Origin of the sequence: Wolbachia endosymbiont (group A) of Cydia splendana (assembly GCF_947179475.1) — a bacterium.
GTDB lineage: Bacteria > Pseudomonadota > Alphaproteobacteria > Rickettsiales > Anaplasmataceae > Wolbachia > Wolbachia pipientis.
In genome coordinates this window covers 1,063,632-1,077,224 of record NZ_CAMXBP010000001.1, presented here as the reverse complement: position 1 = coordinate 1,077,224, position 13,593 = coordinate 1,063,632, and the positions used below count along the sequence as shown (strand labels likewise).

General features: G+C 33.5%; 10 protein-coding genes. 4 read left to right on the top strand and 6 right to left on the bottom strand.

Annotation, left to right across the window (positions count from 1 at the left end; translation table 11 throughout):
• Positions 1-142 precede the first annotated feature (142 nt).
• The 3 genes from OM961_RS05455 to OM961_RS05445 form a co-directional block, all read right to left on the bottom strand.
• The gene (locus tag OM961_RS05455) at positions 143-1,129 is read right to left on the bottom strand and encodes a tyrosine recombinase (RefSeq protein WP_151808093.1); all 987 of its coding nucleotides are present in this window, start codon (positions 1,127-1,129) and stop codon (positions 143-145) included.
• A gap of 365 nt (positions 1,130-1,494) precedes the next feature.
• Positions 1,495-2,130 (bottom strand): DnaA ATPase domain-containing protein, encoded by a 636-nt coding sequence (locus OM961_RS05450; protein ID WP_006280257.1) that lies wholly within the window; start codon positions 2,128-2,130, stop codon positions 1,495-1,497.
• 129 nt (positions 2,131-2,259) lie between these two features.
• Positions 2,260-3,324: an AI-2E family transporter gene (locus tag OM961_RS05445; RefSeq protein ID WP_151808091.1), complete on the bottom strand. Its 1,065-nt coding sequence runs from the start codon at positions 3,322-3,324 to the stop codon at positions 2,260-2,262.
• Positions 3,325-3,587: 263 nt separating this feature from the next.
• Between OM961_RS05445 and ispD the strand changes: the two genes are divergently transcribed.
• Positions 3,588-4,781: a 2-C-methyl-D-erythritol 4-phosphate cytidylyltransferase gene (gene ispD, locus OM961_RS05440; protein WP_264339553.1), complete on the top strand. Its 1,194-nt coding sequence runs from the start codon at positions 3,588-3,590 to the stop codon at positions 4,779-4,781.
• A gap of 958 nt (positions 4,782-5,739) precedes the next feature.
• Here ispD and OM961_RS05435 read toward each other — a convergent pair.
• Entirely contained in the window at positions 5,740-6,804 is a 1,065-nt protein-coding gene (locus tag OM961_RS05435; protein WP_264339552.1) for a 5-(carboxyamino)imidazole ribonucleotide synthase, read from the bottom strand.
• A 96-nt stretch (positions 6,805-6,900) separates the two neighbouring features.
• On the opposite strand from OM961_RS05435, the gene apaG reads away from it, so the two are divergent.
• Together apaG and OM961_RS05425 are read left to right on the top strand one after the other, a co-directional pair.
• Positions 6,901-7,302: a Co2+/Mg2+ efflux protein ApaG gene (gene apaG / locus OM961_RS05430; RefSeq protein ID WP_007549064.1), complete on the top strand. Its 402-nt coding sequence runs from the start codon at positions 6,901-6,903 to the stop codon at positions 7,300-7,302.
• A gap of 177 nt (positions 7,303-7,479) precedes the next feature.
• Positions 7,480-8,361 carry an Rpn family recombination-promoting nuclease/putative transposase gene (locus tag OM961_RS05425; protein WP_264339551.1) on the top strand — a complete coding sequence of 294 codons (882 nt, stop codon included), beginning with the start codon at positions 7,480-7,482 and terminating at the stop codon, positions 8,359-8,361.
• A 10-nt stretch (positions 8,362-8,371) separates the two neighbouring features.
• On the opposite strand, the gene OM961_RS05420 is transcribed toward OM961_RS05425, so the two are convergent.
• Positions 8,372-9,970, bottom strand: a complete 1,599-nt coding sequence (locus tag OM961_RS05420; protein ID WP_182309659.1) for an ABC transporter permease — start codon at positions 9,968-9,970, stop codon at positions 8,372-8,374.
• A gap of 129 nt (positions 9,971-10,099) precedes the next feature.
• Between OM961_RS05420 and trhO the strand changes: the two genes are divergently transcribed.
• Positions 10,100-10,927: an oxygen-dependent tRNA uridine(34) hydroxylase TrhO gene (gene trhO, locus OM961_RS05415; protein ID WP_182309660.1), complete on the top strand. Its 828-nt coding sequence runs from the start codon at positions 10,100-10,102 to the stop codon at positions 10,925-10,927.
• Positions 10,928-11,105: 178 nt separating this feature from the next.
• Here the strand turns inward: trhO and topA are convergent, their stop codons facing one another.
• Complete coding sequence (topA, locus tag OM961_RS05410) at positions 11,106-13,556, bottom strand: type I DNA topoisomerase (protein WP_264339550.1); 2,451 nt, start codon at positions 13,554-13,556, stop codon at positions 11,106-11,108.
• Between the last annotated feature and the right edge of the window lie 37 nt (positions 13,557-13,593).

Genomic DNA, 13,593 nt, shown 5'->3' with positions numbered 1-13,593 from the left:
AGAAAAGAAAATTACAGGGAGAGTAATGAAAGTATAGAATACCTCCCATAATATAAGAAAGAAATTAAACAATAAACTTGAAATCACAAACTCACATAAATTTATTTAAATTTAACTTTATTACAAATTAAAAACAATAAATTTAATTATTGATCATCTGAGTAATAGGATGCGAATCAGCTAATTTGTCCTTTAACTTTTCGTTAGCAATATGAGTATATATTTGTGTTGTAGAAAGGTTAGTATGGCCAAGAACTTTCTGTATCAACACAATATTTGCTCCGCTATTTAGTAGATGGGTAGCAAAAGAATGCCTAATCACGTGTGGAGAGATCTTATTTTCATCAATATTGCATTTTCTTGCCAACTCCTTCATTAATTGACCGACCCTCTGCCTTGTAATTGGTTTATTAGGTTTATCACCTGGGAATAGCCAATCGGATTCCTTTTCTTTAGAGATCAGATTATCACGAACTGATAAATAATTTCTAAGGCTCTGCAATGCTTGTTCATTAAAAAGAATTTGCCTCTCTCTACCACTTTTTCCTTTTATTATTATATAGCATTCTTTGTTATTACTGTTTATTAAATGTGACACTTCACATAATTTCATACTAATTAGTTCAGAAACACGCATTCCAGAAGAGTAAAGGATATCTAAAATCGCACATAGCCTTTTACTGCTTATCTCTTTATTCGATTCGCTTGCTGATTTTCTCACTGTGTCCATTAGCAAAAATATTTCTTCGACACTTAAATACTTAGGCAAAGGACGAGAAACTTTTGGATTCTTTAATTCAGCATCATTAGCCGGCGCTGGATTAAAATCTATTATTCCGTCATTAAATAGACACTTGTAAAAATTTTTCATAGCGGATATTTTTCTTGATATAGAGCTACTTTTATATTTTTTTTGTGTACATAAAGATTTCACATAATCTTTAATATTGGTTTTGTTTACACCAACCAAGGTAGTGCCGCTTTCCAATAAAAATTCTTCAAACTGGTGTAAATCCGAACGATAACTTTCCAGAGTATTTTGTGCAGCGGACCTCTCTGAAGCTAAAGCATCTATGTAATATGTTATGTAAAGATTTTCTTTTTTATTTTGCGACTGTTTATTTTTCATTATCAGTTCCTATATTTATTTCTTTGGCTATAATTTGATTAGAAGTGTTCCCTGTGTTTCTTATGAGAAAATATGAGACAAATAAAGCATTTATCAATAAAGTGAACATCACAAACTTTTGCTTTAACCTTTTTCTTAAATTTAATCTTACTCTTATCATAGTTAAATTATAACGTTAAATCTATAAAAAACACCTTATAAAGTGAGCTCTACTATAAATATAGAATACTTCTTAGCTGTATCTATCTATATTTATTATAACATAACATTGATTATAATTCTAACATGGACAGATAGAGATTCCAATTACGTTAGTGTTATGGGTGTTAATAAATTTTTAATATACACCTTTACAAAAGAAGAAATCAAATGGCATCTTTTTTTAATAAAGTGCTAATAAAAGGAACGGTCACATTTGACCCTATAGATTCATTATCTATCTTTTCTATAATTTTATCAATGCTATAGAAAGAACGTTCTATTCTTGCTAAAATATAATTAATCACTTTTAAATCAATTTTTAACTGTTTATCTGAAAATCGTTTTATTAGCATAATTCTTAATAATTCCTCGCTTGCAGGCAAAATTTTTACGCTGATAGTTGATAATATTCGAGAACTTAAATCTCTTAGTTTGAAGTTAAGCTTTTTTGGTGAAATTGAAGAAGTGATTAGCAGCCTCTTGTCGTTTTCTTTCATGTAATTGTAACAATGTAATAACATTGCTTCATCTTTAATGTTTTGTACGTCTTCTAAAATAAAAGCATCGCTATACCTAATCTCGCTTACGAAGTTATTCACATTGATAAAGATTGCATCGTTTATTGATTGCCAAATATGAGCAAGATGAGTTTTACCGGAGCTTTTAGGTCCAAAAAGAATCAGACATTTCCAAGATAAATCATTAACTACCGAATTATATACGTGCTTATTTTCATCTAAGATGATGTAATTTTGCCGGCTATAATCAGCTTGATTGTTGTTAAATAAATTTAATTGCACGTTGAACCTCTTACGTAACCTCTTTCTGGTAGTAATTTTTGCGCAGAAATTTACTTACGCTCCTCAAATGTGTCAGGTATTCTGGGCTCATTTCTCCTCTTACCATAAATTGATTATGCAAAAGGTCTGTTAGCCGTTTTTATAAAGCTCACTTTTAAAATATTTATTGATTGCATATTCTACTGATACATTGAACATTGCTATTATTGGAATAAAAAGTAATATACCTGTAAATCCAAAATATGAAGCGCATATAGTAATTCCCAGAATAATTACAGTTGGATGTATATGAACTTTTTTTCCTATTAATAAAGGAACTAATATATTTGAATCTATTAATTGTCCAACACCAAATAATAGCAAAACAGCAGCACTTTCAAACCATCCACTAAATTGAGTGATAGCGCTCAAAAACCCAATAATGGTATATAATAATGGCCCTACGTAAGGTATGAACGTTAACATTCCTGATAAAATTCCAATAACAATAGAGTGTTCCAATCCGATTATGCTCAGGCTCACAGAGTAAAAGACCATCATGACAATACATACATTTACCTGCCCCTTTAGATAATTAGATATAATGAAATCCACTTTGGAAAAATAATCTGCAATTTTTCCTCTGTAAGGAATAGGGATTAATTTACTAGCTTTTTCTATAATTAAAGGCCAATCACGTAATATATAGAAAAACACTACAGGAGTAATCACCATTAATGATACCGTGTTAAAGCTTGAACTTAACACTTGGATTATAAAGTTACTAGCAATATCAAGAGCATTCATGAAATAAGATACATAGTTGCTGTAATTTTCTGCTAGATTTTTAGATAAATGATCAAATAAGCTATCCTCGATTTTCATATTAAGAAATTCTAATACAGAGGGGATTACTTTAAGCTTTAATGAAGGCACTTTACTCACTAAGAAATTTAATATTGAAGTAATTTGAACATATATAATAGGTAAAACAAATGTTATGACTAGTATAAAAGCTATTAATAAAATAAGTATTATAAAAATTACAGAACATGAACGTGGTATTCTATACTTTTCAAACTTGACTACTAGCGGATTAAACAAATATGCAATAATAATAGATATTAAACATGGAAAAATCATAGGACGCATCAGGAATAACATCCCTATTATAAAAAGCAGTATGAAACAAATAGTTATATGACGTTTTTGCATGTGTTTAGCATAGCTAATTTACTGAAAAATATGCAATTTATTTTTCCTATGTTGAAAGTATTTTACGATTTGTAATACTATCGTTTTTTACTAAAATTTAGTTGTTTAATCCGCAGGCAAAGATAGATTTTGAGCTCTCTAAATATCTCTTTTGCTATTATAATTATGCTAGTTAATAGGGGAAGTAACTTTTATATGATGTCAGAAATTTTATTTTTCGGAAAGAATCTTGGATAGAGAGGAAAGCTTCTACAAAAAGAAATATGTGCGCTAAGAAATACAAAATAGCAGCATTAATAGTTGCAGCGGGAGTAGGCAGTAGATGCAATTCTACGATTCCTAAGCAATATATAAAACTGGCAGGTAAATCTGTTTTATTTCATACAATTAAAAGATTTCTGGCTAACCAATATATAGATTACATAAGAATAGCAATTAATAGAGACCATGAAAGTTTCTATGAGAAAGCTATATCACTAATTACAGACACTAAATTACTAAGCCCTGTATACGGAGGAGAAAACAGGCAAAGTTCAGTTAAACTAGGGCTTGAAAGCTTACAAAAAATTAACCCAGATTTTGTAGTTATACACGATGCTTGTAGGCCTTTTGTGTCAGATGTTCTGATAGATAACTTGGTTGAATCTATGATTAATGATCAATATACAGGAGTAGTTCCAGCAATAGAAGTTGAAGACACTATGTCATTGGTGAGTAATAGTTTTATTGAATCTACGATTTCAAGAGGAAAGCTCAGAGCCATACAAACCCCTCAAATTTTTAATTTCAAAGAATTATTATCATGCCATCAATCAGTCAAAGAATTTACTGACGATTCATCACTAATGGTAGAGCACAAAAAACATGTTGCGATTATTAAAGGTGAGAAAAGCAATTTTAAGTTAACCACAAAAGAGGATATCAATATGGCAAAGCTTCTTTTTGAAGAGCCAAAATTTCGTGTCGGAGCCGGTTATGATATACATAAGTTCATTAAAGTTCAAAATGGTGCTGAAAGCTTTATAAAAATTTGCAGTGTGAAAATTGAACACAACATGGCAATAGAAGCGCACTCTGATGGTGATGTTGCAATACATGCAATCGTTGATGCAATACTCGGAGCACTGGGATGTGGCGACATAGGAGAGCACTTTCCTCCTAGTTCCTCTGAATGGAAAGATTGCAATTCATCTCACTTTCTTGACTTTGCTGCTAAAAAAGCAAAAGAAAAAGGGTACAGCGTGTCTAATTTAGATATTACTATAGTTTGTGAAGAGCCTAAAATATCGCCTTACAAAGTAGAAATGAAGAAATTCATATCAAAAGCATTAGAAATTGATGATGAATTTGTAAATATCAAAGCAACCACTGCAGAGAAATTAGGTTATATTGGAAGAAATGAAGGAATAGCAGTGCATGCTTCTGTGTTATTGCATACAAACTTTTATTGGAAATAGAAACGAAAAAACTTACTTGACACCCTTCGCCAGCCCCCTTATCATGAAACTGAAGCTATTTATTTATCTTCTCTGTACAGATTAAATGACAAAAAAACTCAACGTATTTGGCGTCTCATGTTTAATTTTTTGCACTATGTGCACCTTATGTCTTTATCAAATTTCTAGCTATACAAGCTAAAATGCGCTTATAAAGCATTTAAAACATCAAAAAACGCCAACTTAAAAAATGGATAGTGAGTAATTAGCTACCCTAGGTTTTCTTTGCCTTTTTTTCTGTTTAGTAAATTTCTTAATGTTTATAATTTAGATTAGTTGCGGCTTAAAAGCAGATGAATCGCGGTTATTAAACGTTTAGAATAAAAAAACGCCATACTTGAAAGTATAATGTAAGTAACTAGCCAACCACGGGGCTTCTTTTGCCTTTTTTTTCGTTTGGTAAATTTCTTAAACATTTATGGCTAAACGACAACCGTCATCCCGCTACGTGTTAGCGGGATCTAGAGATACCGCGGCGGCATGACGTAGGACTGCTGTCATTGAAGTAGCTGACGCTGGAATCCAGCCTTGCTGTAATCTCATCAAGAACGTTGTGTTTTAACATAAGATCAGCCACTTTTATGCTTACCAACTTAATAAAATTCCTGGATCCAAGTAGTCAGGCTACTCGGATGACACCTTCATAAAGTGAAATGAGATCCAGCTAACAAGCAGCGGGATGACGAGAAAGGGGCTACTCGGATGACACCCTCATAAAGTAAAATGAGATCCCGCTAACAAGCAGCGGAATGACGGGAAAAGAGGTGCTGGGATGACACCTTCACAAAGTGAAATGAGATCCCGCTAACAAGCAGCGGGATGACGGGAAAAGAGGTGCTAGAATGACACCGTTTACTATGTAACATCTCATCATATCACAATGTTCGTACAGTTGTGGCGGTATGACGTAGAAAAACTGTTAACTTAAATCTATATTGACATGTCCCATTTTACGCTTATCCCTAACCTCTTTTTTCCCATATATGGTTAAACTAGCTTTTTCGTTGCTCAAATACTTATGAGAATCATATATATCATTACCTATTATATTTTTCGTCATACAAGGAAAGCGTAATACTACTTCCTGCATAGGTAACCCGCATATTATCCTAACTAGCTGTTCAAATTGACTAACGTTACATGCATCCAAGCTCCAGTGGCAAGAATTGTGAGGTCTGGGAGCTAGTTCATTAACTAACAATTCGTTATCCTTAGTAACAAAAAATTCAATAGCCAGAATTCCTATTACATCAAGCGCATTTGCTATTTTCTTTGCAGCTCGTTGTACCTCTTGAGTTAATTTACTATCTATTTTAGCTGGCACTGTTGAAGTATCAAGTATTCCATCAACGTGGTAATTTTCTGCTATAGGAAAAAAAGCTACTTTACCGTTTTTATCTCTTGCAACGACTATTGAAACCTCTTTCAGTAGATCAACACTTGCTTCAAGAATGTACTCTGTATTCCAATCAAAGGAAGCAAATTGCTTCACTTCAGAATCATTCTCAAGCACATATTGCCCTTTTCCATCATAACCCATTTCTGTTGTTTTCAGCCTTGTTGGATAGCCAAAAGCTCTACTGCTTTTCAGTAGCTCATTATAATTTTGTATACTCTTATAGTTAGCAGTTTTTATACCCAAGTTTTTAATAAAATCCTTTTCTCTCAGTCTGTTCTGCGAAATGTGTAACGCTTTTTTACCCGGATAGAAATTTACATCGATATCAATTGCACTACATGGAATATTTTCAGACTCAATAGTAACTAAATCCACACTCTGTGCAAAAGATTCAAGAGCTTTCTTATTAGAGAAATCTGCTATTGTGAAATCATCAGCAACAGAGCAAGCCGGATCGTCTTTAGCACTGGCAAAAACATGTGTTTTTTGTCCAAGTTTTGTTGCAGCGATAGCAGTCATTTTACCTAATTGTCCACCACCTATTATTCCTATTACTTTTTTGCTAAGCGCATCTGGTTCATTCATACTATAAATTGATACTTCCTAATTAAAGTATACTTGAAAAATCTATGAAAAAAGTATATAATTAAGATACTATTTTCTTATCATGAATATTTTATAATGATAGAATACACACTAACTACCAACTTTGTTGAAGTTACAGTTTTACCAATTTATATTGAAGAGCAATCCATTCCTTATGAAAATTGCTATGTATGGATGTATAACGTTAAGATAAAAAACAAAAGCCAATCAACTATTCAATTGTTAAGTCGTCATTGGCAAATAATAGATTATAAGGGAAAAGTAAATGAAATTGCCGGAGTTGGTGTTATCGGAGAACAACCTGTGATAAAATCTGGAGAGGTATTTAAATACACAAGTGGAACATACTTAAATGTACCGTCAGGAATAATGCAGGGTAAGTATGAATTTCTGAATGAAGAAAGCATAAAAGTTTTTGAAGTTATGATACCACCCTTTTCTTTGGATAGTCCATACATCAAAACTAGACCCCATTAACTGTCAAAATAGTTTATTTGTAACCAGACTGCATTCTGTGATTTTTAGCAAAGCACGATCTTTCATTTGAGCTTTCTTCAATTTAAAATAAATACAGAAACTAGCTATCTTCAAAAATATGGTTGAATAATTGTTAATAATAGTGTATAATTATTAATATTTTCAAGCATTTTTGCCATGGCTCTTTCAAAATTTCTCGATCCTCGCAATGATTTGTGTTTCAAAAAAATCTTTGGAACGGAAAAAAATAAGAATATCCTGATCCACTTTTTGAACGATATTTTAGGGTTTACTGAGATAAATGCAATACAAGAAGTTGAGTTTCTTAGCACTATTATGGATCCCGAAGTTGCCTCTGATAAACAAAGTATTGTTGATGTTCTCTGCAAGGATTCTCACGGAAATAGATATATAGCAGAAATGCAGCTCGCTAGAGACAAGGGCTTCGAAAAACGCGCTCAATTATATGCCGCTAAAGCCTACTCAAGACAATTAGATAAATCTGGCAACTACATTGATTTAAAGAAAGTCTTCTTTATTGCTATATCAAATTGTAACTTACTTCCTGAAGAAGTTGATTATATTTCTACTCACAATATACGTGATATAAAAACTAACGGCCATTACTTAAAAGATTTTCAATTTATCTTTATAGAATTGCCCAAATTTTCAAAAAGTAAAGTAGAGCAGCTAGAAAGTACAATAGAAAGGTGGTGTTTCTTTTTTAAATATGCAGAAGAAACAACAGAAGAGGACTTAAAAGAGATAGCAGAAAAAGCACCAATAATAAAGCTGGCGTATGATGAGTTAGACAAGTTTCGTTGGAACGAAAAAGATTTAGTAGCCTATGAAGAAAGGATAATGGATCTACGCAAAGAAGAAGCCATTCTTGAATACAGACTTGATCTTGCTACTGAAAAAGGCAAAAAAATTGGTAAAGAGGAAGGGAAAATTGAAGTCGCAAAAGCAATGCTGGCTAATAATGTTGATGTCAACACTATTGTCAAGTTTACTGGCCTTTCTATTAGTGAGATTGAAGAATTAAGTGGAAATCTGTGAACGGTTACGTTTATTTTTTATCCTTATCATCAAGTGTAAATAAGGTTATTGTAGAGATTAAGCCTATTATAACTATTATTAACGAAAATGGGGCAGCTTCTCTATAGCGCTCATCGCTTACAAGTTCATATATTCTAGTTGATATAGTTTCAAAATTAAATGGTCTTATAATAAGTGTTGCTGTGAGCTCTTTGATAGTATCCATAAATACGAGCAAAAATCCCGATAATATACTCTTCTTGATGAGAGGGATATGAACATTCAAACATGTGGAAATAGGTCCATGACCCATAGTATATGCAGTCCACTCAATTTCATTTGGTGTTTTTTTGAGCCCTGACTCTACCGCCTTGAAAGATATAGCAAAAAAACGAAATAAATATGAGTAAACTAATGCGCCAATAGTTCCTACCAAGCTAATTTCCACAATATATTGAGTAATGAAAGAGGATATTCTGCTTAAAAATATTATTATGCTAATTGCGATAATTGCATTTGGAATTGCGTAGCCTAAAGAAATGAGACGTGCTACATTATTGATTACCTTATTTTTACGCGCCGTATATCCAATAATTATTGCAATGCTAATTGAGATTAGTGCAGTGATGAATGATAAACTAACGCTATTTGCTATTATGTTATAGAATCTTGCTTCATATATGAAAAACCCCTTCTCTATGCTCCAATATATGAGCGGAATCATTGGCAAAATAAAACCTATTAATATCGGCAATACACACATAAGATAAGCAAAGATCAATGGTATAGTGCCACTTATACTCCGTTTGTTGTGATAATCTGAATTGGTATTGATTGAAGAGTAGGATATTCCTTTTTTTTGTAGTTTTTTTTCGATAGCTATTAGTGTTGCAACGAAAATCAACTCTGCAACTGCTAAAACAGTAGTTGAATATTTGTCATGCAGTAAAAACCAGGTGCGATATATTCCTGTCGTAAAAGTATCGATAGCAAGAAACTGTGGTGTGCCGAAATCTGTAATTACTTCCATTAGTACCAAAGACAACCCAGCTATAATCGATGGGCGTATGGAGGGTATGATGACAGAAAACAGGCTCTTCAATGAGGAGAACCCAAGTGTTGACGCAATAGTGACTGAGTTACTAACATTCTTTAGACTTGAGCGGACTAACATATAAACGTATGGATATAGGCTGAATCCCATTACTAATATTCCACCACCTAGGGATTTTATTTCAGGAAACCAATAGTCACCTTTGCTCCACTCTAAAATGTCTCTTAATGAGCTCTGCACCGGACCTGAAAACTCTAGCGTATTTACATAGACGAACGCTACTATATATCCAGGAATCGATATCGGAAAGAACAAAGCAATCTCAAAAATTTTACTTCCAGGAAATGAAAAAAATGTGGTGAGCCAAGCTGGAATTACTCCAAATATGAAAGATATTCCCCCCACTCCTATCATCAAAATTAACGTACTCAGTATATATTCAGGGAAAAGTGTGCTGATTACCCATCCGGAATTTGCTGTATCTGTAAATAGAATTGATATTAATGATAATATTGGACAGACGAATAATATACTTACTAGAAATAAGAATATATTTTTAAATACTCTTAAAAACATTAATTTGAATCTATATTTTATATTAAAATGTTATATGTAAAAACTGAAGATATCCAGTAATTAACAGCCGTACTATTGAATATCTTTATAATTTTGTATATCATGTTTTTAGTTGATAAGTGAATAATCATGAGCTTCGTCATTGCAACTTTCTATCACTTTGTAGAACTCTCTAATTATTATGACATGAAAGACGAAATAAAAGCTGCATGCAACAACGTTGAGTTAAAGGGCACTATACTCCTTGCAGAAGAGGGTGTTAATGCAACAATATCTGGTGAAAGAAACGCAATTGATAAAATATTCGATTTTCTACGTTCTGATTACAGGCTAAGGGACCTTACATGGAAAGAGAGTGCAGCAGAATATCAACCATTTAGCAAGATGAAGGTAAAATTAAAAAGAGAGATTGTGAATCTTGGTGTAAGCAATCTTGATATTTCCCTTAAGGGTAAATATGTTGATCCAGAGCATTGGGATGATTTTACTTCTCAACCTGACGTTTTAGTAATAGATACACGAAACGAGTATGAAGTGAAATTAGGCAAGTTTAAGAATGCAATTAATCCACACACACAATGTTTCCGTGAGTTTCCTCAGTGGACAGAGTCATTTTCTGAGAGTAAAAACCTGAAAGTGGCTATGTACTGCACTGGTGGGATTAGATGCGAAAAATCTACAGCATATATGAAAAGCCTTGGATTTAGTGATGTTTACCATCTTAAAGGCGGCATTCTTTCTTACCTTGAAAAAACTTATAATAAAAATGGTAATTGGAAAGGAGAATGTTTTGTTTTTGATGATAGAATTGCTGTTGATAACTCACTTACTCCAAGCAACACAATAAAATGCATATTCTGCTCAAATCAAGTTTCAACTGATAAACTGAAATCAGTTCCACGTGGCCAAGTGGTTTGTTCTGATTGTAAACTTCAGTGTTATAGCTATAATAAATAAAACATCATACTGCTGCAGTTGTATGCACGTTGTGATTTGAGAGCAACCTCTACCAGAAAGGGTGTCATGCCAGTGCCCAGACACTGGCATCCAGGTTCTTTTTTTCTAGATTCCAGCGTCACACGCTGGAATGACAAAAAAGCTGATTTTTAACGTAGATAATGGTTATGCAAGAAGTCTATTTCTTGCCCTTAATCAACTCTAAAGCCTTCTCCAAATCTATACTTTCAATATCTGCACTCTTGCCCAAAGCAACGTTTGTTTTACCGCATTTTATATAGAATCCGTACCTACCGTTGCAGATAAAAACTTCTTTTCCCTTTTCATTAACCCCGAGAGATTTTAACTCTTTGCGTGGACTGTTTGCAATAATTTGTACAACTTCGCTCAATTCTGTATTCAGCACCTCTTTGGAGCTTTTCTTAAGAGAAAAGTATTTACCATCATAGAAAATATAGTACCCAAATCGCCCAAGGCCTATTTTTATTTCCTTTCCGGTTTCAGGGTGTTCTCCGATTACTTTTGGCAAGGAAAGTAACTGAGTAGCGGTGCTCAGATCAATCTCATTAACATTTATATCTTTTGGTATGGAAACCGTTTTTTTCTTTTTTAACTCGTTATTAAACTCCAGATAAAGTCCAAAAGGACCCTTTTTGATCATCACTTCTTGGTTTGTTATATCATCTACACCTAAACTTTTTGGATATTCTGAATTGTCGTTACTGCCCGTAATTTCTTTTGTATGGTTGCATTCAGGATAGTTAGAACATCCAAGGAACACCCCGGCTTTTCCAAAGTTCAATTTCAATATGCCACCTAAGCAGTCAGGGCATTTCGTATTCACCTCTTTTCTTCCTTCTTCTGAACAAAACCAATCGATTACCAAATCGTGAATGCCGCTGAAAACTTCATCATGCGTCATTTGCTTGACAGAGTTTACATGACCAAAAAATGGCACCCAAAAGTGGCCTAATTCTTTTTTCCAATCTGCATGTCCATTTGAAATTAAATCAAGCTTTTCTTCCATTTGTGCTGTGAAATCATACTCTACACAACGCTGAAAAAAAGTTTCTAAAAATATAGTAACGATTTTACCACGACTGCTTGGAATAAACCTTTTGCTATCCAATGAAACGTACTCACGATCTTGTAATACCGAAATAATTGTTGCATAAGTTGATGGTCGACCTATACCGATTTCTTCCATTTTTTTTACGATACTTGCTTCACTATAACGAGGTGGTGGTTGAGTGAAATGTTGTTTTGGCTCAACTGAAATCAGCTTGCATGCTTCCCCTTCCTTCATGGCAGGTAGCAGGCCTTCATTTTCGGCTTCCATGTTATCTTGATAGACTCTATAAAAACCATCAAAGAATATACTTGATCCACTTGCTCGCAGAATTACTTTCTGGTCAGTAGAACTAATTTCGACTACCACTTGATCAAGGATCGCCGATTCCATTTGACTTGCAATGGTTCTTTTCCAGATTAAATCATACAATTTAAATTGCTCTGGCGTTAGATAATCCTTAATACTACCCGGCGTTCTACTTATATCAGTTGGACGAATTGCTTCATGTGCTTCTTGAGCATTTTTGACCTTTTTTACATATTTACGAGGAGACTGCGGTAAATATTTATCACCATATAATGACTTAATTGACCCTCTAATTGAGTTTATAGCCTCATCTGCAATATGAAACCCATCTGTACGCATGTAAGTTATCAACCCTACAGTTTCACCACCAATATCGATACCTTCATATAAATTTTGCGCTATGCGCATAACACTTTTCACATTAAAATACAGTTTATTCACTGCATCTTGCTGAAGACTTGAAGTAATAAACGGAGGAAGTGGGTTTCTCTTAACTTGCTTGCGTTCTACTGTGCTTACAGCATATTGCCTTGACTCAATCTCCCTGACTAAGTTCTTTGCTTCTTCTTCATTCTTAATATCAAATTTTTCTAGCTTTTTATTGTCATAGTGGCTTAGCATAGCAAAAAAAGCCTCATCTTTGCTATTTTGCATTTCTGCCTTTATGCTCCAATACTCCTGTGTTATAAATTTACTAATTTCATCTTCTCGTTCGCATATAATCTTTAATGCAACAGACTGCACGCGTCCTGCAGACTTGCTCCCCGACAATTTTGTCCACAGCAGTGGTGACAAACTAAACCCAACTAGATAATCCAAAGCTCTACGTGCTTGTTGTGCACGCACTAAATCCATATTTATTTCACGTGGATTTTTTATAGCCTCTTGAACTGCTCTTTTTGTTATCTCATTAAAGACTACTCTATGAATGTTGCTTTTATCATTGATTGCTTTCTTTTCTTTTAATGTCTCTATCACATGCCAAGCCATTGCTTCCCCTTCTCTGTCTGGGTCTGTTGCAAGATATATATCTGATGTTTTGCTTGCTGCTTTTACTAGCTCTTTTATATATTTTTCTGCTTTTTCAATGGTTTCATACTTTATAGCAAAATCATTATCCGGATCGACAGAGCCGTTTTTTGCTGGAAGATCCCTCACATGTCCAAAGGATGCAGCTACTTTGAACTCTTTACTCAAATATTTACCTATTGTCTTTGCTTTCGCAGGTGATTCAACTATTAATAATGCCATATTGTTAATTATTTTAGTACTTAAAGATAATATGTTG